This is a genomic window from Rhodopila sp. (genome assembly GCF_965277165.1).
Classification (GTDB): Bacteria; Pseudomonadota; Alphaproteobacteria; order Acetobacterales; family Acetobacteraceae; genus Rhodopila.
The window spans coordinates 1,439,314-1,465,358 of record NZ_CBDICE010000006.1 but is presented as its reverse complement, the minus strand read 5'-3'; the positions used below and the strand labels follow the sequence as shown (position 1 = coordinate 1,465,358).

24 protein-coding genes are annotated in these 26,045 nt (G+C 65.5%); 16 read left to right on the top strand and 8 right to left on the bottom strand.

Going from position 1 to position 26,045, the window contains the following annotated elements:
• Positions 1 to 151: 151 nt before the first annotated feature.
• From ACQY4Y_RS18685 to ACQY4Y_RS18670, 4 genes are all read right to left on the bottom strand, one after another.
• Positions 152 to 1,099, bottom strand: a complete 948-nt coding sequence (locus ACQY4Y_RS18685; protein ID WP_428492091.1) for an ABC transporter permease — start codon at positions 1,097 to 1,099, stop codon at positions 152 to 154.
• Positions 1,100 to 1,105: 6 nt separating this feature from the next.
• A complete protein-coding gene (locus ACQY4Y_RS18680) occupies positions 1,106 to 2,632 on the bottom strand; it encodes an ABC transporter substrate-binding protein (RefSeq protein WP_428492090.1) in 1,527 nt (508 codons plus the stop codon).
• Between the two features lie 124 nt (positions 2,633 to 2,756).
• A complete protein-coding gene (locus tag ACQY4Y_RS18675; RefSeq protein WP_428492089.1) occupies positions 2,757 to 3,884 on the bottom strand; it encodes an acyltransferase family protein in 1,128 nt (375 codons plus the stop codon).
• 345 nt (positions 3,885 to 4,229) lie between these two features.
• On the bottom strand, positions 4,230 to 5,321 hold the full coding sequence (locus ACQY4Y_RS18670) for an LLM class flavin-dependent oxidoreductase (RefSeq protein WP_428492088.1): 1,092 nt from the start codon (positions 5,319 to 5,321) through the stop codon (positions 4,230 to 4,232).
• A 130-nt stretch (positions 5,322 to 5,451) separates the two neighbouring features.
• Between ACQY4Y_RS18670 and ACQY4Y_RS18665 the strand changes: the two genes are divergently transcribed.
• Both ACQY4Y_RS18665 and ACQY4Y_RS18660 read left to right on the top strand, forming a co-directional pair.
• Positions 5,452 to 5,793 carry a Lin0512 family protein gene (locus tag ACQY4Y_RS18665; protein ID WP_428492087.1) on the top strand — a complete coding sequence of 114 codons (342 nt, stop codon included), beginning with the start codon at positions 5,452 to 5,454 and terminating at the stop codon, positions 5,791 to 5,793.
• Between the two features lie 13 nt (positions 5,794 to 5,806).
• The gene (locus ACQY4Y_RS18660; protein ID WP_428492086.1) at positions 5,807 to 6,151 is read left to right on the top strand and encodes a Lin0512 family protein; all 345 of its coding nucleotides are present in this window, start codon (positions 5,807 to 5,809) and stop codon (positions 6,149 to 6,151) included.
• A 182-nt stretch (positions 6,152 to 6,333) separates the two neighbouring features.
• Here ACQY4Y_RS18660 and ACQY4Y_RS18655 read toward each other — a convergent pair whose 3' ends face one another.
• Positions 6,334 to 7,116, bottom strand: a complete 783-nt coding sequence (locus ACQY4Y_RS18655; RefSeq protein ID WP_428492085.1) for an enoyl-CoA hydratase/isomerase family protein — start codon at positions 7,114 to 7,116, stop codon at positions 6,334 to 6,336.
• 109 nt (positions 7,117 to 7,225) lie between these two features.
• Between ACQY4Y_RS18655 and ACQY4Y_RS18650 the strand changes: the two genes are divergently transcribed.
• The 3 genes from ACQY4Y_RS18650 to ACQY4Y_RS18640 all read left to right on the top strand — a co-directional run bounded on the left by ACQY4Y_RS18650 (position 7,226) and on the right by ACQY4Y_RS18640 (position 11,111).
• A complete protein-coding gene (locus ACQY4Y_RS18650) occupies positions 7,226 to 9,406 on the top strand; it encodes an acetate--CoA ligase family protein (RefSeq protein ID WP_428492084.1) in 2,181 nt (726 codons plus the stop codon).
• Complete coding sequence (locus ACQY4Y_RS18645) at positions 9,403 to 10,503, top strand: RuBisCO large subunit C-terminal-like domain-containing protein (RefSeq protein WP_428492083.1); 1,101 nt, start codon at positions 9,403 to 9,405, stop codon at positions 10,501 to 10,503. Before ACQY4Y_RS18650 ends, ACQY4Y_RS18645 begins: the two co-directional genes overlap by 4 nt.
• Before the next feature lie 65 nt (positions 10,504 to 10,568).
• The gene (locus ACQY4Y_RS18640) at positions 10,569 to 11,111 is read left to right on the top strand and encodes a cupin domain-containing protein (protein WP_428492082.1); all 543 of its coding nucleotides are present in this window, start codon (positions 10,569 to 10,571) and stop codon (positions 11,109 to 11,111) included.
• 36 nt (positions 11,112 to 11,147) lie between these two features.
• Here the strand turns inward: ACQY4Y_RS18640 and ACQY4Y_RS18635 are convergent, their stop codons facing one another.
• On the bottom strand, positions 11,148 to 11,702 hold the full coding sequence (locus ACQY4Y_RS18635; protein ID WP_428492081.1) for a phosphonate degradation HD-domain oxygenase: 555 nt from the start codon (positions 11,700 to 11,702) through the stop codon (positions 11,148 to 11,150).
• A 233-nt stretch (positions 11,703 to 11,935) separates the two neighbouring features.
• On the opposite strand from ACQY4Y_RS18635, the gene ACQY4Y_RS18630 reads away from it, so the two are divergent.
• The 10 genes from ACQY4Y_RS18630 to ACQY4Y_RS18585 all read left to right on the top strand — a co-directional run bounded on the left by ACQY4Y_RS18630 (position 11,936) and on the right by ACQY4Y_RS18585 (position 23,289).
• Positions 11,936 to 13,192 (top strand): ABC transporter substrate-binding protein, encoded by a 1,257-nt coding sequence (locus ACQY4Y_RS18630; RefSeq protein WP_428492080.1) that lies wholly within the window; start codon positions 11,936 to 11,938, stop codon positions 13,190 to 13,192.
• 11 nt (positions 13,193 to 13,203) lie between these two features.
• Positions 13,204 to 14,136 (top strand): ABC transporter permease, encoded by a 933-nt coding sequence (locus ACQY4Y_RS18625; RefSeq protein ID WP_428492079.1) that lies wholly within the window; start codon positions 13,204 to 13,206, stop codon positions 14,134 to 14,136.
• Complete coding sequence (locus ACQY4Y_RS18620) at positions 14,129 to 14,950, top strand: ABC transporter ATP-binding protein (protein WP_428492078.1); 822 nt, start codon at positions 14,129 to 14,131, stop codon at positions 14,948 to 14,950. Before ACQY4Y_RS18625 ends, ACQY4Y_RS18620 begins: the two co-directional genes overlap by 8 nt.
• 19 nt (positions 14,951 to 14,969) lie before the next feature.
• On the top strand, positions 14,970 to 16,505 hold the full coding sequence (locus ACQY4Y_RS18615; RefSeq protein ID WP_428492077.1) for an amidohydrolase family protein: 1,536 nt from the start codon (positions 14,970 to 14,972) through the stop codon (positions 16,503 to 16,505).
• 99 nt (positions 16,506 to 16,604) lie between these two features.
• Positions 16,605 to 17,948: an LLM class flavin-dependent oxidoreductase gene (locus ACQY4Y_RS18610; RefSeq protein WP_428492076.1), complete on the top strand. Its 1,344-nt coding sequence runs from the start codon at positions 16,605 to 16,607 to the stop codon at positions 17,946 to 17,948.
• The gene (locus ACQY4Y_RS18605) at positions 17,945 to 19,525 is read left to right on the top strand and encodes an ABC transporter substrate-binding protein (protein ID WP_428492075.1); all 1,581 of its coding nucleotides are present in this window, start codon (positions 17,945 to 17,947) and stop codon (positions 19,523 to 19,525) included. Before ACQY4Y_RS18610 ends, ACQY4Y_RS18605 begins: the two co-directional genes overlap by 4 nt.
• A gap of 90 nt (positions 19,526 to 19,615) precedes the next feature.
• Positions 19,616 to 20,626 (top strand): ABC transporter permease, encoded by a 1,011-nt coding sequence (locus ACQY4Y_RS18600; protein ID WP_428492074.1) that lies wholly within the window; start codon positions 19,616 to 19,618, stop codon positions 20,624 to 20,626.
• Positions 20,623 to 21,465, top strand: a complete 843-nt coding sequence (locus ACQY4Y_RS18595) for an ABC transporter permease (RefSeq protein ID WP_428492073.1) — start codon at positions 20,623 to 20,625, stop codon at positions 21,463 to 21,465. Before ACQY4Y_RS18600 ends, ACQY4Y_RS18595 begins: the two co-directional genes overlap by 4 nt.
• 37 nt (positions 21,466 to 21,502) lie before the next feature.
• On the top strand, positions 21,503 to 22,441 hold the full coding sequence (locus ACQY4Y_RS18590) for an ABC transporter ATP-binding protein (protein ID WP_428493675.1): 939 nt from the start codon (positions 21,503 to 21,505) through the stop codon (positions 22,439 to 22,441).
• On the top strand, positions 22,438 to 23,289 hold the full coding sequence (locus ACQY4Y_RS18585; protein WP_428492072.1) for an ATP-binding cassette domain-containing protein: 852 nt from the start codon (positions 22,438 to 22,440) through the stop codon (positions 23,287 to 23,289). Before ACQY4Y_RS18590 ends, ACQY4Y_RS18585 begins: the two co-directional genes overlap by 4 nt.
• 34 nt (positions 23,290 to 23,323) lie before the next feature.
• Here ACQY4Y_RS18585 and ACQY4Y_RS18580 read toward each other — a convergent pair whose 3' ends face one another.
• Positions 23,324 to 24,493, bottom strand: coding sequence for a Rieske 2Fe-2S domain-containing protein (locus ACQY4Y_RS18580; RefSeq protein ID WP_428492071.1), 1,170 nt, complete (start codon positions 24,491 to 24,493; stop codon positions 23,324 to 23,326).
• A 19-nt stretch (positions 24,494 to 24,512) separates the two neighbouring features.
• Positions 24,513 to 24,914 carry a RidA family protein gene (locus ACQY4Y_RS18575; protein WP_428492070.1) on the bottom strand — a complete coding sequence of 134 codons (402 nt, stop codon included), beginning with the start codon at positions 24,912 to 24,914 and terminating at the stop codon, positions 24,513 to 24,515.
• Between the two features lie 182 nt (positions 24,915 to 25,096).
• Here ACQY4Y_RS18575 and ACQY4Y_RS18570 point away from each other — a divergent pair, with 182 nt between their 5' ends.
• Entirely contained in the window at positions 25,097 to 25,966 is an 870-nt protein-coding gene (locus tag ACQY4Y_RS18570) for a transporter substrate-binding domain-containing protein (RefSeq protein WP_428492069.1), read from the top strand.
• Positions 25,967 to 26,045: the final 79 nt, after the last annotated feature.

Here is a 26,045-nt window from a genome sequence, read left to right as displayed (position 1 = left end):
GAAGGGCTGCGTCGCCGGTTCGGGCGCGGGGTTGGCGTGGGTTTTGCTCATCGTCATACTTTTGTCGTCATGTTCGTATCGTCATGCCCACATCGACATGCTCGTATCGTCGTGCCCGTATCGTCATGCCCGTATCGTCATGCTCGTATCGTCATGCTCGGCGCAGCCTCGGGTTGATCAGCGCGTAGAGCACATCGGCCAGCAGGTTCAGCACGATGAACAGCAAGGCGGTGACCAGCACGACGCCCTGCACCACCGGATAGTCCCGGTCGAACACCGCATCCACCACCATCTTGCCGAAACCTGGGATCGAGAACACCTGCTCGGTCAGCACCGCGCCGGACAGCAGGGTGCCGAATTCCAGCGCGCCCAGCGTCACCACCGGGATCAGCGCGTTGCGCAGCGCGTGGCGGAGGATGACCCGCCACTCGGGCAGTCCCTTGGCGCGTGCGGTGCGGACATAGTCCTGATCCAGGGTCAGCAGCATGGCGCTGCGGGTGTGGCGCATCAGGATCGCGGCGATGGCATTGCCCAGCACGAAGGCCGGCATGATGGTGGTGGCGAGCGACCGCGCGGGGTCCTGGGTCAGCGGCACATAACCGGACGGCGGCAGCCAGCCGAGGTCGACCGAGACCAGCAGGATCAGCATGATGCCGAGCCAGAATGTCGGCGTCGACAAGCCGGCCAGGCCGATGGCGTTGGCCAGGTAGTCGAGCGGGCCGTTGCGCTTGACCGCCGCCAGCACGCCGGTCGGCACGCCGATCAGCACGGCGATGACAAACGCCATGACAGACAGTTGAGCGGTAACCGGCAGCTTCTGGGCGATCAGTTGCGTGACCGGCTGGTGGGTGTACCAGGAATAGCCGAGGTTGCCGTGCAGCAGGTTGCCGACCCAATGCAGGTACTGCAGCGGCAGCGCGCGATCCAGCCACAGCTGCTGGCGGATCTGTGCCACCACCTGGGGATCGCCGCTCTGCTCCCCGGCCAGGGCGAGGGCCGGATCGCCGGGCATCAACTGCTGCAGGCCGAACACCAGAATGCTGACCAGGATCAGGGTCGGGACGATCTGGGCGAGCCGGCTGCCGAGGCGGAACCCCACCGCCGGTTACTTCGCCGCGGTGGTTTGCATCGCCAGACCCTGCAGCCGGATCAGCCCATCGGGCACCGCGCGAAAGCCCGACAGTTTCGCCGACAGGCCGACGATGTTGACGGGTTGATACAGATAGATGATCGGCAGGTCCTTTTGTTCCTGCTGCATCATCTTGGCGTATTGCGCCAGCCGCGCGGCGGGATCGGTGGCGGTTCGGGCGGCGTCGAGCGCGGCATCGACGATCGGATTGGCATAGTGGCCGTAGTTCTGCCCGATGCCGGAATGCAGGAAGACATAAAGGTTGCCATCCGGGTCGGGGCGTCCCGACCAGGCGAGCAGCGCGGTCTGGAAGTTGCCCTGGCTGCCGGCGGACAGGAAGGTGGCGACATCGACCGGGCTGATCTTCACCTCGAAGCCGGCGTCGCGGACCATGGATTGGATCACCTCTGCGAGCTGGGTCTGGTCGGGGGTGTTCGGCACCATCATGGTCACCGCGATCGGGGTCGGCGCGCCCGATTGCTTGACCAGCGCCTTGGCCTTGTCGATGTCGCGCGGGGCCGGCTGGATGCCTTTGAGGTAGAGCGGCGAGGCGGACGACACCGCCTGGGCAGTGGGCTGATACAGGCCGTTGAACACCACATCGACCAGCGCCTGGCGATCGATCGCTGCCTGGAACGCCTGGCGCAGCAGCGCGCTCTGGCCGATGGCGGTTTTCGACCGCGGGCCGTTCGCCAGGTTGAAGACGATGCCGTTGTAGCCCAGCGCCGGAGAGGTGACGATGCGCAGCTTGGGATCGCGCTTCACCTCGGCCACGTCGGACGGTAGCACGCGTTCGGCGAGGTCGATGTTGCCGGTGCGCAGGTTGGCCAACTCCACCGAGGGGTCGGGCATCGGCTGGTAGATCACCCGATCGAAGTGGATGCTGGCGGCGTCCCAGTAGCCGGGGAAGCGGTCCAGCACGATGCGGTCCTGGGCGATGCGTTGCTTGAAACTGAACGGGCCGGCGCAGACCGGGTGGAGGCCGAAATCCTTACCCTCGGTCTGGGCGGCCTTGGGTGCCAGGATCATGCCGGCGCGGTCGGTCAGGGTCGCCAGCAGGGGCGCGGAGGGGGATTTCAGCACCAGCTTCACGGTCAGCGGATCGACCACCTGGATATCGTCGATCATGTTGATCTCGCCGCGGCGGTAGCTGCCGGGAAAGTCGAGATAGCGGCGCAGGGTGTATTTCACCGCCGCGGCGTCGAACGGTTCATTGTCCTGGAACTTGACGTTGGGGCGCAGGTGGATGACCAGGGTGTGCGGGTCGGTCCATTCGTAGCCCAGCGCCAGTTGCGGCACGATGTGCAGCTTTGCGTCGATGTCGAACAGCTTGTCGCAGAGGCCGGCGAACACGATGCGCCCGACGTATGTGCCGGCCAGGGTCGGGTCGAGGATATCGGGGTCCTCACGCAGCGCGATCCGCAAGGTCTGCGCGCACGCAGGGGCCGTGGCGGCGAGCAGGGTGGCCAGACCGCAGATGACGGCCAGCAGGCGGATGCGCATGATGTTTGTCCCGACAAGGAAACCGTCCCAGGCGGCGATTGTGCGGACGACGGCGGCTGCCGGCAAGCGGGTATCGGCGGGTTGCTATACTGGTCGTGTTTCCGGCGATCGAGATGTGCCCCGTTCAGTGCTGGATCAGTGCGTATCGCGCTGGTTTGCCGGGACGCAGCGCGCCGCCGCGGACCTTGTCGCGGTAGCGCGTCACGATCGGGTCGACCAGGCTGGTGAATGCCATCGCGACCAGCAGGCTGAGCAGGATGCCGGTGACGAACACGGCGTAGCTGTAGCCGACGGTGAAGGTGAGCAGCAGCACCAGCACGTCCTCGTGATACAGATAGAGCGGGTAGGTCAGTCCACCGAGCACGCGGTCGGTGTCGCGCCATCGGGTGATGTCACTGATGGCGAGCAGGCTGAGCACGCCCAGCAGCAGGCCGAGGATGATCACCTGGCCCGCCAGCGACGGCGCCGGCATGCCGGCAACCGGGTCGAGGGACGGTTGCAAGAGGCATTGCCAAAGCATGGCGGGAACCGTCAGCGCCACGGTCAGCCGGCCGGCGCGGCGGCCGATTGTGGCGAAATACAGCCCGGCGCCGAAGGCGAAATATGGCAGGAACTCCATCATCCTGACGCCGCGGCCATACACCGCGAAAACGAACAGCGGCACCAGCAGCAGTGACGCGACGGTTGCCGCGATGGTGAAGCCGTTGTTGCCGGGCAATCTTCGCCCGATCGTGATGCAGCCGGCCATCACCAGGTAGAACGCCATCTCGACGCGGACCGCCCAGGTGATGTCGAGAAAGTTATAGTCGATGGAGCGGTCGGCGAACGGTGTGATGCCGATGAAGTTCAATGCCACGTTGGCCGGTGTGAAGGCGTTGGCGGGAAACGACGGCTGCGAACGCCATAGCCGCGCCCCGCCAGTGGCCCTGAAAATCTCATGCGCGAGCATCGACAGTGCGACGGCCAGCAGAAAGTGCGGAACGATACGCAACAGGCGGTTGCCGAGGAACGCGCCGGCGCGTCCGCGGTAGATGCAATCGATCGCCTCGGTAATGACGAAGCCCGACAGCGCGAAGAACACCAGCACGGCGACGTTGCCGACCGGGTACGGCGCGAACGCCCGGGCGAATGGCAGTGGCGCCAAGTCGGCGGCAAAGTGTTGAAACATCACCAGCATTGCGAGCAGCAGCCGGAAGCCGCCAAAATGGCGGTAGCGGTAGCCGCTTTTTTGACTTCGGTCAGCCGGTGTCATCTGCGCGGTTCCAGTTCCCGCCGAATGGCGGATGCGGGCTAGTGTCCCGCGTCCGAAGTTCGCCCTATCGGGCGAACATCAGCCTCGCGACACTCGCTCCTGGTTTTCAGTGGCCTGCTGATCCCATCCGTTCGCCGCGAAGTGCGGCGAACTTCTGGGGCAGGACACCAGACAGTGTCGGTTTGACACCGTTGCAGATCACTTACCGGATTTTTGCCAGTGATAACGGATACGCACAGGAAATTCATTGCAGACACTACCATCGGCGACCTCTTCGCCGTGGGATCGCGTATTTGTGTCGGCCTGGGACGGAGCGAGCGTGTTTGTTGCGCGGGACGCCGAGGGTTATTCCGCCGCTTGCGCCACCGGCTGCTTCCACGAATGCAGCACTGGCAGAACTTCCTTGGCGTAGAGCTTCAGGCCATCCTCGGCCAGGGCGTATGGCGTGCCGCCGAAGCGGAACGAGGTCGCCAGTTCGAAGTCGCCGACCAGGGCGCGGCGTTCGTCGAACATCCTGAGGATGTGATCGGGCGTGCCCCAAACCGCTGCCTGCATGAAGGCCGAGACGATGCCGTCCATGCCGACCTGCTTGGCCAGGGCGATTTTCTGGGCATAGGCGTCGTATCCCTTGACGGTGCTGAAGTGCTCGCCGAGCAATTCGTAGTGATAGAAGTTGCTTTCGACGAATTTGCCCATGTATTGGCGGGCTTTGTCCTCGGCGCCGTCCATGGTCGGGGTGCAGACGCAGAAATCCGCCAATAGCGGCGGCAGCGCCGGGCCGGCGTGCAGTTGGCGGGTGAGGTCGCGATGCTTCTGGATCGCCGGCATCCGCATCGGCCACGGCCGGTCGGCGAACATCACCATCCTGGCGTTCAGTTTTGCCGCCGACACGACGGAATCGTCGGACGACGCCACCGCGTAGATGCGTCCGTCGATCGGTTTGTAGGGGCGTGGCCGCAGTTCGGTGCGCGGCTGGGGGTAGAACTTGCCGTTGCCTTCGATGAAGCCGGTGCGCAGCGCGTCGACGATCATCGCCGCGGCCTCGTCGAAGCGGCCGCGTGATTCATCCATGGTGCCGCGGAAGGCGTGGAACTCCCGCCGAGCCAGGCCGCGGCCCATTCCGAGGCGGAGGCGGCCTTTGCTGAGCAGGTCGACCATGATGGCGCGTTCGGCGACGCGCAGCGGGTCGTTCCATGGCAGGATGACAGCGGCGGTGCCGAGGTCGACGTTGGGGCAGACGGCGGCGAGATAGGCCATCAGTTGCAGGTTGTCGGGGCAGAACGAGTAGTCGTTGAAGTGATGCTCGACCGACCAGAGCGCGTCGAAGCCGCTGTCGGCGGCGAGACGGGCCAGCTTGATTTCCTCGTCCCAGACCTGCTCGTCCGAGACCCCGGACCAACCGTAGCTGGCGAACACCATCTGCAATCCGACGTCCATCGCGTCCTCCTGATATATTCGGGGCTGGTTTATTTGGGGGCCATCGTTTCATGGACGCGCGCGGGGGGCAAATTTGGCGTGGACGCGGGGTGGCGGTTAAGTTGCAGGCCGCGAGTAAGGGAAATATCGGATGGCGCTGAAACGCATGGTGCTGGAGATCGGCATGGGCAGCGATATCAGGGGTGCCGAACCGACCAAGGCGGCGGTGCGGGCGCTGCGTGATGCGCTGTGGCACAATTCGCTGAGCGTGGCCGCCGCGCTAGGCCTCGACACTGATTCGATGCAGGTGGAGGTCACCATCGGCGTGCCGCATCCCGAACGGGTGGACAAGGATGCGGTCCTGGCGGTGCTGCCGCACGGCAGCGGGACCGTCAGCGTGGTCGATGGCGGGCTGGAGATCGCCACGGACGACGGCACCGGGTCCACCCTGATCGCCAATGCCGCCGCGGTGGTGTGGCTGGATATCGCGTAAGGAAACAATCACCATGGCACGCAAGCGCGTCATCCTGGAACTGGGCAGCGGCAACGACCTGCACGGCGGGGACTACACCAAGGCGGCGCTGCGGGCGGTGCAGGACGCGCTGCACCATTCGTCGCTGTCGATGCTGGGCTCGCTGGGCATCGACGCCAAGACGCAGATGTTCGTCGAGGTGACGATCGGCGTGCAGCAGCCCGAGAAGGTGGATACCGAGGCGGTGAAGGCATCGCTGCCGCACGGTATCGTTACGGTCCGCGCGGTGAAGGGCGGGCTGGACGTGATCGACCGCGAGCGCGGCGACAATGCGGTGATTGCCGCCGCGGCGGTCGCGGTGCGGCTGGAACTGGCGTGAGTGCGGTTGGCGTGAATGCGGTTGGCGTGAATGCGGTTGGCGTGAGTGGGCGTCCTGGTGTCCCTGGTCCGAATTTCGCGATATCGGGCGAGCATCGGCCTCGCGACACTGGCTGTTCGTTTTCAGCGGCCTGCTGATGCCATAGGTCCGCCGCGAAGTGCGGCGCACTTCTGGGGCAGACTTCAACGTCCGCGCCAGACCGGATCGCGTTTTTCGACGTAGGCGCGGATGCCCTCGACGCGGTCCTCGCTGCTGTATGGGCTGAGGCCCTCGTTCAGGCGCAGCGCGGCGGGCACCGGCAGGCCGTTGGAGCGGATCGCGGTTTCCTTCATCCGGCGCAGCGAGACCGGTGCGTTGCGGCAGATCGCCTCGGCCATTTGCAGGGCCTCGGTCAGGGCCTGGCCGCGGGCGACGACGCGGTTCACCAGGCTCCAGCGGCGGGCGTCCTCGGCGCCGATATACTCGCCGAGGTAGAGCATTTCGTAGGCGATGCCGGAGGGGATCATGCGCGGCAGCATGACGTTGGCGAAATGGGCGCCCTTGCCGCGCTTGGCCTCGGGCAGGCCGAAGCGGGCGTGGTCGGCGGCGATGCGGATGTCGCAGGCGAGCGCCAGTTCCATGCCGCCGGCCACCGCCGGACCGTTTACCGCCGCGATCGTCGGCTTGGTGGTTTCATAGACGACTTCAAAGAGGTAGCGCTGCACGCGGGATAGCAGCGGTTGAAACGGCTTGCCCTCGGCGTCCTGCTGGGCCCTGGCCTTGAGGTCGGCGCCGGCGCAGAACGCGCGATCCCCCACCGCGGTCAGCACGATGGCGCGGATGGCGGGGTCGGCGCCGGCGTCGACGAAGGCGGCGACCAGGGCGTCGGACAGTTCGGGCGACAGGGCGTTCATCCGTTCGGGGCGGTTGATCGTCAGCACCAGGATGTGGCCGCTTGTTTCCGACAGAAGGATCGGGTCGGTCATCGTTGTCTCCGTTCGATGGGTGGTTCCAGGGTAGCCCGGCTTCGGCCGCATGGACATGGAAGCGGGGGGTGGACATCATGCCGCGCGAAATTGAAGGAGAAATCGCCGGATGCCAGCCCAGATCGCCACCCAGGCCGCGCTGCACACGTTGTTTCATCCGCGCGCGGTGGCGGTGATCGGGGCGTCGGACGAGGCCACCAAGCACGGCTACATCGTGCTGACCAATCTGCGCGAGACCGGTTTCCGGGGCGGCATCCACGGCATCAGCCGGCGGCTGCGCGAGGTGGATGGCATTCGTTGCTGGCCTGATCTGGCGTCGGTGCCGGAACCGGTGGATATCGCGTTCCTGGCGATCCCGGCCGAGGCCGCGGCGCAGGCGGTGCGCGATGCCGCACGGGCCGGCCTTTCGGCGGTGATCGTGGGGTCGGCGGGCTATGCCGAGAGCCTCGATGCCGGCGGCGAACAGCGCCAGCGCGAGTTGCAGAATGTCGCTCGCGAGGCGGGCATCCGCATCGTCGGGCCGAACTGCAACGGCATCTATAACGCCCATCTGCCGCTGTCCGTGGGGTTCAATACGTCGCACGCCAAGCGGCAGAAGCCGGGCGGGATCTCGATCTTTTCCCATAGCGGCGCGCTGTTCGATGCGATGGCGGGGCGGTTGGCGATGTTGGGTGCCGGGCTGTCGCTGTTTGCCTCGGCGGGCAACGAGGCGGACATGTCGGTGCTGGATTACCTGGAGTACGGCATCGGCCATGCGCCGACGCGGGTGATCGCGCTGCTGATTGACAGCCTGGACGACGGGCCGCGGTTCCGGCGGCTGGCGTTGGCGGCGCACCAGGCGGGCAAGCATGTCGTGGCGCTGAAGATTGGCGGGTCGGCGGCGGGGGCGGCCGCGGCGGTGGCGCATTCGTCTCGGCTGGCGGGGGACGATGGGGCGTATCGCGCGTTGTTCGCGGCCAGCGGTGTGGCGACGGTGAAGACGCTGGAAGGGCTGATGACGGCGGCGGCGTTGCTGGACAGGTATGGCCGTTGCCCGGGCGGGCTGGGGGCGCTGTCGACCTCGGGCGCCGGAGCGTCATTGATCGCCGATCGGTGCGAGGCGCTGGGGGTGAGGCTGGCCGTGCTGACGGCGGAAACCCACGCGGCGATCGATGCGCGGAAGCTGTTTTCCCGCATTGGCAATCCGCTGGACATGGGGATTTTCGGGGGCATGCGCGGGGCGGCGGAGGTGCCGGCGCTGTTGCTGGGCGATCCTGGGGTCTCGGTCGGGCTGGCCTTGGTGCATTCGATGAACCCGTGGCAAGGCGAGCCGTACCGATCGGCGATGGCAGCGGCGCGGGAGGGGTCGGGCAAGCCGCTGCTGGTGGTGAGCCCGGGCGGCATGCCGGAGGCCGAGCGCCGGAGCTACCGTGAGAATGGCATCGACGTGTTCACCGAGACCGACATTCTGTTGGAGGCGATCGGCGCCTTGCTGACGGGGCCGGCGGATGTCGAGGCGCCGGCGGGGGCACCGGAGCGGGCGGGGTTGGGGGCGCCGGAGGCGGCGGGCGCGGCGGGCGCGGCGGTCTCGCGGTTGGCGGCGAGACCGCTGCCGGGGCGGCCGCTCAGCGAACCGGAAAGCCTGCGGCTGCTGGCCGAATACGGCGTGCGTACGGTGCCGACGCTGGAATGCTGTTCGACGGCGGATGCGGTCGCGGCGGCGACGCGGGTGGGCTATCCAGTGGTGCTGAAGGGCGTTGCCGAGGGGGTGGCGCACAAGAGCGATCTCGGGCTGGTGCATGTCGGTCTGCGCGATCCCGACGCGGTGGTGGGGGCGTGCGCCGCGGTCGGCTGCAAGCGGGTCATCGTGCAGCCTCAGGTTCGCGACGAGTTGGAGGCGATCGCCGGGGTCAGCCGCGCGGATGGCGTGGGACTGGTGCTGATCGCCGGGCTGGGTGGGATTTTTGCCGAGGCGCTGCACGAGGTGGTGCGGTTCCCATTGCCGGTCAGCCGGGGCTTCGTCGAAGCGGGTCTGGCGCGATCCAGCCTGGGACGGGTGCTGGCCAGTCCGCGATGGAAATACCCGGCGGCGGGCGAGGCGTTCGTCGATCTGCTGATGGCGCTGCAGGATGCCGCGCTGGCATTGGGCGATGGGTTGCAGGCGATCGACGTCAACCCCGTGATGCTGGGCGAGGCCGGCGCCATCGCGGTCGATGCGCTGGTGCTGCCATTGGCAGACGCGTTGGTGCTGCCATTGGCAGACGCGCTGGTGCTGTCATCGGCAGACGCGCCGGTGTTGTCATCGGCATGAGCGGGCGGTTCAGCGTTACCTATCATGTGCGGGGCAGTGCGGCCGAGATAGAGGCCCGCGCCCGGGGTATCGCCGTGGAGCAGAGCGTCGAGATGCCGGTTGCGGCGATCCGGGACCAGACCGTGCTGTCCGAGATCGTCGGCCGGGTCGAGCGGATCGAGGATCTGGGTGATGGGGTGTTCGCGGTGGACATCGGGCTGGCTGTCGCGACGGTCGGCGACGATGCGGGCCAGTTGCTGAACATGGTGTTCGGCAACACGTCCTTGCATGACGACGTGGTGTTAGCCGACATCGCCATCCCGGATTCACTGGTTCGGCTGTTTGGTGGCCCGCGCCATGGGATCGCGGGGCTGCGGGCGCGGCTGGGGGTGCCTCGGCGGGCGCTGACGGCGTCGGCGTTGAAGCCGCAGGGGCTGGCCTCGGGCGGGCTGGCGGCGCTGGCGGCGCAGATGGCGCGCGGTGGTCTGGATTTCATCAAGGACGATCACGGGCTGGCGGATCAGTCCTACGCTCGGTTCGCCGAACGGGTGCGGGCCTGCGCCGCGGCGGTGGGTCGGGAGGTGCGGGCGAGCGGCCATCCGACCCGCTATGTTCCCAGCCTGAGCGGCAATCTGGACCAGTTGCGGGTGCAGGCCGGGCTGGCCCTGGATCTGGGGCTGGATTGCGTGCTGGTGGCGCCGATGATCTGCGGCTTGGCGACGCTGCAGGCGCTGGTGCGGGAGTTCCCCGGGCTCGCCTGGCTTGCCCATCCGAGTATGGGTGGGGTGGGGCGGATCGCGCCTGAACTGCTGATCGGCAAGCTGTTTCCGCTGCTTGGGGCGGATGCGGTGATTTTTCCGAGCTTTGGCGGCCGCTTCGGGTATTCGCGGCGGACTTGCGGGGGGTTGGCGGAGAATGCCCGCCGGGGCGGTGGGATGCGGGCGGCGCTGCCGGTGGCGGCAGGCGGGATGACGTTGGATCGGACCGGGGAGATTCTGGACTTTTATGGCCCGGATACGATGCTGCTGATTGGCGGCAATCTGTTGATGGCGGGCGAGCGTATCAGCGTGGAGGCCGCGCGGTTCGTTGGCGCGGTGTCGGGCCATGTGTTCGAGTGATGCGGGTTGTGGTGGTGTCTGCCGGGGGTGTTTTGGTCGGTGCCGCGGCAGGGTGCTTTGGCAAGGTGATCACGGACCTTGAAGGTTTCGCCAGCCGCGACCATGGTCTAGCGATGGATAGCGAACAACAGCCGACTTTTCGTCCGTCCCGCGACGGGTTCCGCTGGGACGGTGTAGCCCATCAACCGTACAAGCAGGATGGCGGCGCGCCGTTCAAAGATGTCTCGCGCCAGGTGCTTTTCCACGAGGATGGTCTGGCTTGCGAGTTGCGGTATTTCGAGGTCGACGGCGGCGGCTATTCGACGTTGGAACGGCACCAGCATGCCCATGCGGTGATGGTGATCCGCGGGCATGGCGAATGTCTGGTCGGGGGGGAAATCCGGTCGGTGAAGCCGCTGGATCTGGTGAGCATCGCGTCCTGGACCTGGCACCAATTCCGCGCGTCCGAACACGAACCGCTTGGGTTCCTATGCATGGTAAATATTGCGCGCGATCGGCCGCAATTGCCTACCGAGCAGGAGATGGCGCAGTTGAAGGCGCTGCCGGGGGTGGGTCGGTTCCTGGAGAAGCACGAGCGGAAGGCGCGTCGGAGCGCGCTGTCAGTTTAGGTGGGTCAGTGGGCCAGTGGGTCCGGGGTCGGCTGGTCAGGGTTCCCGCAGACAGCGTGACACCGCCGGTAGAAAGTGTTGAACGGGCGGGGTTTCGCGGTTTTCTACCTTTGCCTGTTCGTCGAAGCGGCGCAGGCGCACCGCGTCGGCGGATTGCGGCAGAGCGTTGAAGGCGGCGACCTCCTTGGCCGACATTGGGCCGCCCTGCAGCGACAGGCTGACCACTGAGTCTTTCGATAGCTTGGCGAAATAGTCTGCTTCGGTGGCGCACAGGTATCGCTTGGCGGCGACATGGAGGCGCACCGGTTCGGTGACCTCTGGGCCGAACCAGGCGGTGAGGAACTGGTGCCCGCGTTGTTCGTGATGGTCGTCGATGCCTGCCTCTGCCGGGTTGTGGCCGAGGTCGTGCACCAGGTGGCCGATGTCGTGCAACAGGCTGGCGACGATCAGCGAGTCCGGGCAGCCGGTGTGTTCGGCGAGATGGGCGGCTTGCAGCGCGTGCTGGCGCTGGTTTACGGCGCTGAGGCCGTACATGCCGTCGGCTTTCAGGGTCAGCAGTTCGGTGATCTGGCGCAGTCTGGGGTCGGTCATAGAAGGGCTTTGCTGCGAAAGTGGACGGGGCGATGGGTGGGCGGGACCGACGTGGGCAGGGCGGACTGTATCGAGGCTGGCGGCGGGCGGCAACTCGGGGTCAGGCTTCGCACCAGAGGCTATGACCGCGCTTGTCCAGTTGGCGCGGTCATAGCCTGCCGTAGCTAACGCCGGAGCATCTGGCTCTACGCCGCCTCGTTCCGCGGCGACTGAGGTTGTTCCGATACCAGATCGTGGGCAAACTGCTCAGTGATCATCAGATTGCGTACAATGCGGCCGCCGTGGTGACACTACACCAGCTTCTGACCCTTACGCAGGCAGCAGCGCCGAATGCAATGCCTGAAATCCGGGTGAATCAGTTGGCACGGCAATTGCGGACCTTCCAGCGCTGTGACACCGCCTGGTCTACACCCGTCACACAGGAAGGAGGCACCGCCATGTGCCAGCATTGCGACCGCGGATTCCCGAACCTGCACGGCGTGCGTTTCGACCGAAGGTCCCTGCTGAAAACCGCCGCGGCCGGGGTGGTGACGATCGGGCTTCCCTTTGCCGGGCCGGCGCACGCGGCGCCCGATACGACGTTCAAGGGCACCCACGGCACCGGCTTCTGCAACAGCGCGTTCTTCATCACCCACATGCTGCAGCTCGCCAAGAACGACGGCGTGACACTGCAGTTCGTCAACACCCCGACCAACGCCGACGCAGTGACCTTCTTCGCCACTGGCCAGGTTGACGTCAGCGTATTGCCCTACACCAGCTTTCTCGCCCTGCACGGAGCCGGTGCACCGGTGAAGATCGTCGGTGGCGGTGGCATTCAGGGATGCACGGTCATCGCGCAGCCCGGTCTCGACACACCAGCCAAGCTGAAGGGCAAGACCCTCGGCACCTTCCAGCTCGATACGCTGGAAGTGTTGCCTTATGACTGGCTGAAGATGCACGGCCTGTCGTTCAACGACATCACGGTCCGCTACCTGGGCTCGACGCCCGAGCAGGTGGAGGCCTTCAAGGCCGGTGCGATTGACATCGCCGGGGTGATCGAACCCTACGCGACCGCGCTGCTGAACGACGTCAAGGGCTCTGTGCTGCTGTCCAACGGCCTCGACATCTACGGGCCGCAATATACCGACTGCGTTCTGGCTGCTCGCACCGAGCTGATCGAAAAGAACCCCGACGGCGTCACGGCGCTGATCAAGGCGATGCTGCACGGGCAGTATCTGTTCGAGAATGAGCGCGAGAAGATGCTGAGCGAACTGGTCGGCCCGTACTACAAGCTGTCGCTGGAGAATGCCCGCATCGGTGCCACCAAGCAGCCGCCGAAGGTCGATCAGCGCGCGCAGACCGAGTTCATCCTGACGCGCGTGCAATCGGTGATCGAGATGGGCTATCTGAAAAAGCCGCCGAGCAAGGATGCGATCGATTGGCGCTTGCTGGAAGCAGCGATCAAGGAGTCGCCGGACGTCTATTCCAAGCTGAAATACAAGTCGGCCTGAGGGTTTTTCGCATGAGCGAAGCGGCCACCGACCTGCCCGCGTTGCGGCAACGGCGGCCCATACGAGCGGCGCCGCGTCGCACCGAGGCGATGTTGCGCTGGGCCCGCGTCATGGTGCCGCGGCTGTTGTGGACCTGCGTCTCGATCGGCTTCTTCGCCGGGATCTGGGAATTGCTTTGGTATGTCGGCTGGGCCGACCCACGCCTGCTGCCGCCGCCGCACATCTTTCTCGGGCATTTTGCCGAGCAGGCGCAGTTCTTCAACACGGCCGAGCGCTGGCAGATCGGCGTCGATCCGAACTCGGGCCCATCCCCCGGCATGGCGGTGCTGATCACCTGCGCCGCCTCGATCATGCGCGTGCTCGCCGGGCTGTTTCTCGCCACCGTGGCGAGCCTGGTCGTGGGCATTGCGATCCGCTATTGGGCGCCGGTGGAGAAGCTGGTGCTGCCGACCGTTACGCTGCTGGCGCCGGTCTCGCCGGTGGCCTGGCTGCCGGTCGCGATCTTTCTGTTCGGCATCGGCAACAAGCCGGCGATCTTCATGGTGTTCATCGCATTGTTCTTTACCATGGTGCTGGCGACGATCACTCAGATTGACGCTGTCAACCGCAACTACATAAACGTGGCGCGGATCATGGGCGCCAATCGCCGGCAGATCTTCCTGCGCGTGATCCTGCCGGCGATCCTGCCGGGGTTGCTGATCGTGCTGCGGCTAAACCTGTTCGGCGCGTGGATGGTGGTGCTGATCGCCGAAGCCACCGGCGTCGGCTACGGGCTCGGCCAGGTGATCATGATGGCGCGCAATACCTTTAATCCTGGCCTTGTGTTTTTCACCATCGTGCTGATCGGGGTGATCGGCTTCGTGTTCGACTTCGCGTTTCGCTCGATGCAATCGCGCATTCTGTATTGGGTGCCGCGCGGACAGGGGAACATGGGCGGTGGCTGACGCTACCATGGAGGCAGCCAGCGCTGCTGTGTCCTGCCGCGGCGTGGGCAAGACCTGGGCCGCCGGAACGGCCCGCGCGCACGAAGCCCTGCGCGGCATCTCGCTCGACGTCGCCGCCGGCGAATTCGTCTCCCTGCTCGGCCCTTCCGGCTGCGGCAAGAGCACGCTGCTGTATCTGGTGGCGGGGCTGGAGGAATCCACCGAGGGCCGGATCGAGGCGCATGGCGCGCCGGTGACCGGACCGGGGCCGGAGCGCAGCCTGATCTTCCAGGAAGCCTCGCTGCTGCCCTGGCTTTCGGTGTGGCAGAATGTCACCTTCGGCCTGACTCTGCGCGGCGCAAGCGTGGCCGAACGCACCACCGTGGCGCGCGAGGTGCTGGCGCGCGTCGGCCTGTCGGAAGCGTTCGACAAGCGGCCGGACGAGCTGTCGGGCGGCATGCGCCAGCGCGTCGCGGTGGCGCGGGCGATGGCGATGCGCCCGAAAGTGCTGCTGATGGACGAGCCGTTCGCCGCGTTGGATGTGCAAACCCGAGCCAAGATGCAGGGCTTCCTGCTGGATGTGTGGCACGCCACCGGCGCATCGGTGTTGTTCGTGACCCACCACATCGACGAGGCGATCGCGCTGTCGGACCGCATCGCAGTGTTCACCGCTCGGCCGGGCCGGATCAAGGCCACCATCCCGGTGGACATGCCCCGTCCGCGCGATCTGGAAGGCCCAGCCGCGGTCGCGCTGCGCCGCCAGCTCACCGCGCTGCTGCAGGACGAGGTAGACCGCGCCTTCGCCGAACAGGAAGCACTGAGCGAAGTCGGCTGATCATTCTAGGAAAACAACGATGCAGAGCATCATCCGAGGCAAATACGTCGTCACGCGCGCGCTGGATCGGCACAGTTGGGAGCAGATCGAGAACGGCGCGGTGCTGCAACGCGACGGCGTTATCGCAGCGATCGGCACGTTTGAGAGCCTGGTTCGCCAGTATCCCGACGCTGCCGTGGTGGGCACCGGCAACGAGGTGCTGCTGCCTGGCTTCGTCAACGGCCACCACCATGTCGGCCTGACGCCGCTGCAGCTCGGTTCTCCCGACATGGCGCTGGAACTTTGGTTCGGCACCAGAATGGTGACCCGCGACATCGACCTTTATCTCGACACGCTTTACTCGGCGTTCGAAATGATCGCCTCCGGCATCACCACCGTGCAGCACATCCACGGCTGGATGCCAGGCAAACTGCCGGCGGTGGAGGCACGCGCCGAGCAGGTCATCCGGGCGTACGAAGAGATCGGCATGCGGGTGTCGTATTGCTTCGCGCTGCGCGACCAGAACCATCTGGTCTACGAGTCAAATCAGGATTTCCTGGCCCGCGTCCCGGCCGAGGTGAAGCCGCTGCTGGCACGGTATTTCGAGCGCTTCCAGCTTGACGCGGAAGACAACATCGCGCTGTTCGCCAGCCTGCACGACACGCATCACGACAAGGACCGCGTGAAGATCCAGTTGGCGCCGGCAAACCTGCACTGGTGCTCCGACCAGGCACTGGAATTGCTCGCGGCGACGTCGGAACGCTACGACGCGCCCTTGCATATGCACCTGGTGGAGACGGCGTACCAGAAGGAATACGCGCACCGACGCGGCGGCGGAACCGCGCTCGACTACATCGCGCGCTTCGGCTTGCTGGGGCCGCGACTGACGCTGGGGCACGGCGTGTGGCTGTCCGAAGGCGACATCGAGAAGATCGCTGCAACCGGCACGCATGTCTGCCACAACTGCAGCTCGAACTTCCGGCTGCGCTCCGGCGTGGCGCCGCTGAACCACCTGGAGGCCGCGGGGGTGAACGTCGCCATCGGACTGGACGAAGCCGGCATCAACGATGATCGCGACATGCTGCAGGAAATGCGCATGGTGCTGCGCGCGCATCGGGAGCCGGGCATGGACGATCGCGTGCCCACCATGGCGCAGGTGTTCCGCATGGCCAGCGAGGGCGGCGCGATGACCACCCCATACGGCGCCAGCTTGGGCCGGCTTGAAGTCGGGCGCGGCGCCGACATGGTGCTGATCGACTGGAACCAGATCAGCTTCCCCTACCTCGACGCCGAGGTGCCGGTGCTGGATGCCGTGATCCAGCGCGCCAAGGTGGAGGGCGTGCGCGCGGTGCTGGTGGCGGGCGAGGTGGTTTACCGCGACGGACGCTTTACCCGAATCGATCGCGATGCGGTGCTGCGCCAGATCAGCGACATGCTGAAGCAGCCGCTCAACGACGACGAAACCGAACGTCGCCGTCTGTCGAAATCCGTGCTGCCGCATATGCGCGCCTTCTACGACGGCTACCACGCGCCGGAGCGCCACGTGCCGTTCTACCGCCAAAGCTCGCGGGTTTAGCAGGCGCGGCGTGGGTGGCCGCACGGCAATTCGGCGGGTCGTAAGCGGCACGGAATTTGCTGCATACTGGATGCAGAGATTGATTCGGAGCAGCCTGCGATGCGCAAGATGAACCTGGGCGCGTTCGTCCACGAAACCGGTCAGCACGTCGCCGCATGGCGCCACCCTGACGCCTTCGCCGAGTCAGGCACCGACTTCGCCCAATCGGTAGCCGTTGCGCAGACCGCCGAACGCGGCCTGTTCGATCTGCTGTTCCTTGCCGACAGTGCCGCTGTCAGCACCATGGGTTCGGCCGAGGCCCGCGGGCGCATGGGCAAGACAGTCAAGTTCGAACCGATCACCGTGCTGTCCGCCCTGGCGGCGGTGACAAAGCATCTTGGCCTCGTCGCCACCTGCACATCGACATACAATGAGCCATACACGCTCGCTCGGCAGTTTGCCTCCATGGACCAGATCAGCGGTGGGCGTGCCGGCTGGAATCTGGTGACGTCCAATAATGAGGCAGAAGCCTTCAACCATGGGCGCGACACGCATTCTGCCCACGCCGACCGTTACGACAGAGCAGCAGAATTCGCCCAGGTTGTCACCGGTTTGTGGGATAGTTGGGATGAGGACGCTTTCATCCGGGACAAGCAATCAGGCGTCAATTACGACACTACCAAGCTCCACGTGTTGAACCACAAGGGCAAGCACTTCTCCGTCCGTGGGCCGCTGAACGTCGCGCGTTCCCCGCAGGGCCGACCGGTGCTGGTGCAGGCCGGCGCGTCCGACACCGGCCGCGATCTGGCGGCCCGCATGGCGGAGCTCGTGTTCACCGCCCAGAACACCTTTGAGCAAGCCGCCGAATTCTATGGCGACATCATGGCCCGCCTGCCGCGCTACGGCCGCACCCAGCATGAGGTGAAGGTCATGCCGGGTCTTTATCCTGTCGTTGGCCGCAGCCGCGCGGAAGCACAGGATAAATTCGATTTCCTGCAGTCGCTGATCCACCCCAGCGTCGGCATCCAGGTGCTGGAACACACGATAGGCGTGCCGAACCTGGCGCAGTATCCGCTGGACGGTCCGGTGCCGGACATGGCCGACACCAACGGCCCGCTTTCCCGCCAGCGCCTGCTACTGGAGGCCGCCCGCCGCGACAACCTGACGATGTGGGAACTATGCCTGCTGAACGCCGGCCCGCGCGGACATCTGCTGACCATCGGAACGCCCGCGGACATCGTCGACGTCATGGAGCACTGGTTCCGCAACGGTGCCTGCGACGGTTTCAACGTCATGCCGGCTTTCCTGCCTGGGTCGCTGACCGACTTCGTCGACATGGTGATACCAGAACTGCAACGACGCGACCTGTTCCGGACAGCTTATGAGGGTAAGACATTGCGCGAAAATCTCGGACTGCCGAAACCTGCCAGCCGTTGGACGGGTCTACCGGCGGTGGCGGAATGAAAACCGTCAACCTCACCCGGCGCGGCTTCGGCGTACTCGCCGCCGCCTCGCTTGTCACGCTGCCGGGCTACGCGGCCGACAACGGCACCTTCGTGTCCGGCTGGGGCCTGCCCTCGAACCTCGATCCGCACCAGATCTTCGATGTGCCGATGCAGACCGTCATGTTCAACGCCTATGACAATCTGTACCGTTATGAAAACGACCCGCCGGAGATCGTGCCCTGGCTGGCGACCAGCCATACGCAGTCCGACGACGGCTTGACCTGGGAATTCAAGTTGCGCCCCGGGGTGAAATTCCACGATGGCAGCGAACTGACCGCCGATGATGTCGTCTACAGCTTCCATCGGGTGCTCGGACTTAAGCTGGCTCCCGCCGGCGCCTTCCTGCCGATCCTGAAGCCCCAGAACGTCACGGCGCCGGACACGCATACGGTGCGCTTTGTGCTGTCCAAGCCTTATGCGCCGTTCTTCGCGGCCATTCCGCTGGTGTCGATCGTCAACCAGCGCGTCATCAAGCCACATGAAAAGGACGGTGACTGGGGCAAGTCCTGGGTAGCGTCGAACGATGCCGGATCGGGTGCCTACAGCATCGTGCCGGACACCTACCTGCCGCTCGAAGTGCTCGATATGGACATCTTCCCCGATCATTTCATGGGCTGGGAGGATAACAGGAACCCGGTGAAGAAACTGGCGATGCGCCCGACCAAGGAGACCTCGACCCGCATCCTGGCGTTGCTCAACGGGTCTATGGACTGGACCGACACCAATTTGCCGGCGGACCAGGTGGACCGGATCAATGCGTCGAAGATCGCCCATGTCGAGCAGAACAAGGTGATGCGCATCTTCGTTGTGCGCATGCAGAACATGCGGCCGCCGTTCGACAACATCAACGTCCGCAAGGCCTTCGCCCACGCCTTCAACTACATGGGTTTCATCAACGACATCCTGGGCGGCTACGCGACACGCGATCCGGCGCCGCTGCCCGACAATTTGTGGGGCTACCCGAAGGGAATCAAAGGCTACGACTACGACATGAAGATGGCCAAGGAATACATCACCAAGGCCATCGCCGAGGGCGCCAACGTCAAGCGTCCGATCGAACTGCACGTGCAGTCGGAAAACGATCAGAGCGTGCAGGCGGCGCAGATGTTCCAGAGCGACCTGGCCGATATTGGCATCAACCTGAAAGTCGTGCCGGATACCTGGGCCAACATGACCACCAACGTGGTGAAGCCGGAATCCTGTCCGGACATGTGGGTCCACTGGGTCAGCGCCTATTTCGTCGATCCCGAGAACTGGGTTGGCCAGATGTACGACAGCCAGTTCCACGGCACCTGGAAGGCATCCTCGTACTACACCAACCCGAAGGTCGATGCGCTGCTGCGCAAGGCCCGCATCGGCCGCGACCAGGCCGACCGAGCGCCGTTGTATGAAGAAGCCATCCGTCTGATCGTTGCCGACTGCCCCGACATCTGGATATACAACTCCATGCAGTTGCAAGGCATCGCCAATCGGGTGAAAGGAAGGCGGTTCTGTACGGTCGGGCAAGGCTGCGAGATGCGCTGGATCTCGATCTAGTGTTCGATCGCACAGCCGTACAAGTCGCGCAGTGACCGGGCCTGGCGGATCGACGGCTGGCGCGCCGCCGAAGCACGAGACTGGGCGATAATGTTCCGATTTATCCTGCACCGTTGCCTGCTCGTCGTGCCCTCTCTGCTGGGCCTGCTGGTGCTGATCTTCGTGCTGATCCGGGTCGTGCCATCCGACCCGGCGGTGGCGTTGGCGGGCGATTCCGCGTCACCGCGCCAGATTGCCGAGATCCGCCACCAGTATGGCTTCGACCGCCCGGTCTGGCAGCAGTTCTTCATTTATGCCGGCCACGCGATGCGGTTCGATTTCGGCGAAAGCGCCTTCTCCCACCGGCCGGTCGCGCTGGACATTGCCCAGCGCCTGCCGGCGACGTTGGAGCTGACTGTCGCGGCGATGCTGATCTCCATCGGTGTCGGCGTGCCGCTGGGGGTCTTCGCGGCGCTGCGCCACAACCAGTGGCCGGATTTTGCCTTGCGCATCCTGTCGGTGGCGGGTGTGGCGGTCGCTGCGTTCTGGGTGGCGATCATGCTGCAACTGTTCTTCTGCATGCGGTTGGGCTGGCTGCCGCTGCGCGGAGAACTGTCGGATGCGCTGACGCCGCCGGTGCGCATCACCGGCTTCATGCTGATCGACAGCGTGCTGACCGGCCGCTGGGACGTGTTCCGCGACGTGCTGGCACATCTGGTGCTGCCGGCGGTGACACTGGCGCTCGGCGGCATGTCCGGGATCGTCCGCTTCACCCGCGCCGGCGTGCTGGATACGCTGCAGCAGGACTTCGTCACCTATGGACGCGCCATGGGCTACCGCCGCAAGCGGCTGATCTGGCTTTACGTCCTGCGCAATTCCGTCACCGCCACGATCACCCAGATCGGCCTGCTGTTCGGCAGCCTGATCGCCGGCGGCGTGGTGGTGGAGGCGATTTACGACTGGCCCGGCATCGGCAACTACACCGTCAACGCTATTCTGACCGGCGACCACCAGGTGATGCTGGCCGTCACCCTGCTGATCGGTGTCGTCTACGCCGTGGTCAACATCCTGACCGATGTGGTGCATGGGCTTATTGACCCGAGGCTGATGGACCGTCGATGAGCCCGGTGCTGCGCAAACTGGGCCGCGACATGCCGGCGATGATCGGGCTGGCGCTGGTGCTGGCGGTGGTGCTTATCGCGCTGCTGTCGCCCTGGCTGGCGCCCTACCCCGCCGACGCCTCGGCGTCCCACCTGGTGCGCCGCCTGAAACCGCCCACCGGCGCCTTCCCGTTCGGCACCGACAATCTGGGCCGCGATATCCTGTCCCGCGTCATCCTGGGGGCGCGGGGCGCGCTTCAGGTCGCCTTCACCGTGGTTGGCATCGCGATGGCGATCGGCATTCCGCTCGGCCTGATCGCCGGCTACCGGCCGGGGCCGCTGTCGCAGGCGATCATGCGCTTCACCGACATGGTTTTGGCCATTCCGCAACTGATCCTGGCGCTGGCGATCGCGCAATTGATGTCGCCGTCGCTGGAAAGTGCGATGCTGGCGCTGTCACTGACCTATTGGCCGTTCTTCACCCGCAGCGTTCACGCGGAGGCCCAGCGCCTGTCGCAATCGCTTTTCGTCGACGCGCTGCACGGGATCGGTGCCAGCCCCTGGCGCATCGTGTTTCTGCATATTCTGCCGAACACCGCCTCCCCCATCATCGTCCGCGCCACCATCGGGCTGGGTTTCACCATCCTGACCGCGGCGGTGCTGGGTTTCCTGGGCATGGGCGCGACGCCGCCGGCGCCCGATTGGGGCCTGACGATCGCACAAAGCCGCGTCTACCTGCCCGGTGCATGGTGGTATGCGCTGTATCCTGGTTTGGCGATCCTGCTGACGGTCATGGGTTTCAACCTGCTGGGCGACGGGTTGCGCGACCTGATCGATCCCCGGCTGCGGCGTTCGCGATGACGCCGGTCCAGCCCGTCCCATGATTCCGACCCTTTCCGTGCGTGGTTTGAAGATCGCCTTTCGAACCGACGCCGGCCCCGCCAACGTGCTCGATGACGTAACGTTGACGCTGGAAAAGGGCCAGGTGCTGGGTGTCGTCGGCGAATCCGGCTGCGGCAAATCGACCCTTATCCGCGCCATCCTCGGCATACTGCCGCCCGCCGCGCGGGTCAATGCCGGGGAAATCATCTTCGAGGGCGAGAACCTGCTGGCGTTCACCGAGGCCGAACTCAACCAGCGCATCCGCGGCAGCCGCATCGGCTTCATCCCGCAGGACCCGCTGCTGTCGCTCAATCCGGTGTTCAAGGTCGGCACCCAGATGCTGGAGATCATGCGCGACCACGCCCCCCAGGGCAGCACCCGGCGCGACCACATCGCCAGGCTGGTCAACCTGCTGACCCGGCTGCGCGTGCCCGATCCGGCCGAAGCGCTGGAGCGCTACCCGCATCAATTTTCCGGCGGCCAGCGCCAGCGCCTGCTGATCGCCGCTGCCCTGGCCTGCGCCCCTGCCCTGATCATCGCCGACGAGCCTACCACGGCGCTCGATGTCACGACCCAGCACGAGATCCTGAAGCTGCTGCGCGAACTGGTCGACGAACTTGATGTCTCGCTGCTGTTCGTCACCCACGATCTGGGGGTTGTCGCTGAACTGTGCGACACGCTCTGTGTCATCTATGCTGGCCAGACCGTCGAATCCGGTCCGGTGCGGACGGTGCTTAACGCGGCCTGCCACCCCTACACCCAGGCGTTGCTCGCCTGCCATCCGGAGCGCGCCGCCGCCTTTGTCGGCATCCCCGGCACCGTGCCGTCGCCAGTCCGCATGCCGCAAGGTTGCCGCTTCGGGCCGCGCTGTGCCTACCGGGAACCAGTGTGTTCCGCTGCGTTGCCTGCGGTCGTCCATGCCGGCACCGATGTCCGCTGCATCCGCGCGGCATGACCCAGCCGATCCTGGAGGTCACCGACCTCTCCGTGCTGCTGGGCGGCTCCGGTTCCTGGTTTCGCCCGACAGTCGAACGCACGCGCGCCGTCAACCGGGTCAGCCTGTCGATCCAGCAGGGCGAGATCCTCGCTTTGGTCGGCGAGTCCGGCTCCGGCAAGACCACGATCGGCCGCACCATCCTGGGTCTGCAGCGCGAGACATCGGGCGAGGTGCGCCTCGATGGCGCGGTCGTCAGCGGCCTGGCACCGCGCCAGGCGCGCGCCCGCCGCCGCGACATCCAGTATGTCCACCAGGACGCCGCCGCCGCACTGGACCCATGGTGGAGCATCGGTGCCACACTGCGGGAGGGTCTGCGCATCCATGGTACCGGACCCGCCGCCGAACGCCATGCCCGCGTCGACGCCATGCTGACCGCCGTCGGCCTCGACCCGGAGGCCGGACGCGGCTTCCCGCACGAATTCTCGGGCGGCCAGTTGCGCCGGGTCGCGCTGGCTCGGATGCTGCTGTTACGGCCCAGGCTGTTGATCCTGGACGAACCGACCTCCGGCCTGGACATGTCGGTGCAGGCAACCGTGCTGAACCTGCTGTTGGATCTGCGCCGGATGTTCGGCCTGACTTACCTGTTCATCTCCCACGATCTGTCCGTGGTGCAGCGTCTGTCCGACCGCGTCGCGATCATGTTGCGTGGCGAAATCGTCGAGTGTGCGCCGACCGAACAGGTCTTCGCGGCCCCGCAGCACCCCTACACCCGGACCCTGTTGCAGGCCGCGCCTCGGTTGGATCGGCGCGTTGGACCGGCCAACGATGGCCATGAGGCCCAGTCGTGCAAAATCTGCTTTGGCTGATGCATCGACAAATAAGGGGCGCCGCAGGTTTGCATCACGCGACATCGAGCCGTGCGGGTTGGTCCCCAACGGGGCGCCGTGCCGAGGCACCGGCGAACTTGCGCCACGCGATCACCCCGACATCGGTCCTGGAAAGACGTTCCGGCCCCGGCACCGTCGACTCGATCAGGGCTTTGTCCTGATCGGAGAACATCCGGTCGTGCACCCAGCGACGGAACAGATAGTAATGCGCCCGAGCGAACCACTCCCGTCCCCGGCCCATCCGGCGCCAGTTGTTGATATTGAAGCAGCGCGTGGTCTCGCCATCGATCGGCACCGCCCACTGGATCAGGCAGTACTCGCCGCTCAATCGGCCGACGACGGTCAACCCGGGTAGCCAGATCTCCGACTGGTTCTTGATCCCATACACCTTGCGAGCTTTCGAGTTCTCGAAGCCCGCCGTCGCGCCGCGGCCTGTCGGCTTCATGAACCGCCACCACTCGGGCCGTGGGAAGCGGCCAAGTCCGGGATAATCCGCCCCGGTCATGCCACCGGAGCGCTTGATGGCGAGACCCTTGTTGCCCTCCAACGGTTGCGGATCGAGGTTCAGCGCGTAGGGCAGCTGGGGCTGGAAGATCAGCTCCGGAGAGTTGCGATGAACATACTGGGCGTGGTGGTCCTGCGGCCAGTTGTCCACCAGCCAACGCCAGTTGCAGCGGTAATCCGTATACATCGAGATATTGAAGAAGCTGCCCTGGTCGCCGATCCACGCCGGCACTTCGTCGACAAGGTTGCCGGGCGTCATGCTGCCAGGCCAGAGCCATATCAGGCCGGCATGGGCCTGAACGGGATAATGGGGGACCTCCACCTTGCGGACCACAGCAGCGTCCGGTCCTTCCATCAGCGCCGCGAGCAGACGCCCGCTGGCGCCCTCGAACGTCCAGCCGTGGTACGGGCAGGAGATGGTGCCGCTGCCGGGGTAGCTGCAATGGCCCAGCGACAGCTTGACCCCGCGGTGTGGGCAGCGATCCTCCAAAGCGAACAGCTTGTTCCTATCGCGGAACAGCACGATGTCGCGGCCGAGCAGCCGCACCGCCTTCGGCTTGCGGCCAAGTTCCGAATTCAGGATGATCGGATACCAGTAGTTCTCGAAGCCGAGTTTGGGGATGCCGTGGCGGCGATAGGGCGTCTCGCCGGGTTCGTCGTAATGATCGAGCGGGGCCATAAGGGACTCCTTGGAATCGTCAGGCTGGCCGGTGGGCGACCATGTCGATTTCGATCCTGGCGCCGTAGGCCAGGCCGGTGGTGCCGATGCAGGTGCGCGCGGGCCGGCGGCCTTGCGGGAAATAGTCCCGGTAGACCGCATTCATTGGCGCGTAGTCGCTATCGAAATGGGTCAGATAGATCCGCACCATGGTCACGTGCTGCAGCCCCAGCCCGATCCCGGTCAGCACCGTCTTCAGGTTCGCCATCACGTTGTGGGTCTGCGCCTCTATGCCGTCGGGCAACACACCCGGAGACGCCGGCGTATCGGGCATCTGTCCGGTGAGGAAGATCCATCCCCCACACTCCACCGCATGACTGAACGGGGCGACCGGCTTCGGGCCGCCATGCACCATGTGGAACAGCATCTCGTTCTCTGCCATTCGGCGCCTCGAATGTAATGCTGTCGGGCATGCAGTTGCCATGCCAGGCAATCCGCGCGCACGCCGTCGGATTTTGGCACGCGGGTTGCTAGATCCGGATCACATGCGGGCTGGCCATCCGCGATATGCGGCGAGGCACTGATAGGCCCGCCCGCCATGCCTTTTTTCGAGAAAGCAACGCGATGATCAGGCTGTTCGGTATATGCTTTCGGGTCGCGGTCAGCGCCGTTGCCTTGCTGGCGCTGGGCCACCAGGCGCACGCCACCGACGTGAAGCCATGCCAGCCGGAGCAGGTGGCAAAGCGCTATCCCGGTCTTGCCGGCAAGACCGTCGTCGTCGGTCAGGACGCGGTGTCATTGCCTTACAGCTACCATGACCCGAACAACCCCGACCACATCCTGGGTGCCGACGCCGATTATGCCCGCGCCGTGTTCGCGTGCATTGGCGTTCCGGTGACCTTCCAGATCGCCGCATGGTCGGGCCTGCTGCCGGCCGTCGCATCCGGGCGTATCGACGTCATGTGGGACGATCTGTATTACACGCCGCAACGTGCCCAGCGGGTCGATTACGTCCTGTATAGCCTGGCATCCGATACCGCCGTGCTGCGCAAGGGCAACCCGAAGAATATCACGTCGCTGGACGATCTGTGTGGGGTTCGCGCGGTCGCCGGTCTGGGCACTGTCGAGGCGTTGCTATTGATCAACCTCAACCAGAAGTGCACGCAGGCAGGTAAACAGCCGATCCAGGTCATCACCTATCAGGACCGACCGAGCGCATGGCAAATGATCGAAACGAACCGTGCGGACATCGTGCTGTCCTCATCCGCTATGGCCGCGGCGGCGACTGCTGAACATCCTGCCATGACCACCGGCTTCAACTTCCTGCCGGACGTCAAGGTCGGTATTGCCACCGCCAAGGGGCGGACGGAGCTTGAGCAGGCGATCGCCGACGCCATGGCGGCAACCCTGGCGACCGGTCAGATCGCCAAGATCTATGCGTCGTACAAGCTGGATCCGAAGCTGCAGCTTCAGCCTGTCATCCTGACGAAATGAGTGCGCGGCGCCGCATCAGGATCGGGCGCGAGTGGCTGCGTCACACAGGGCGGTTACGCCTAAAAAGCATGCAGCGGTC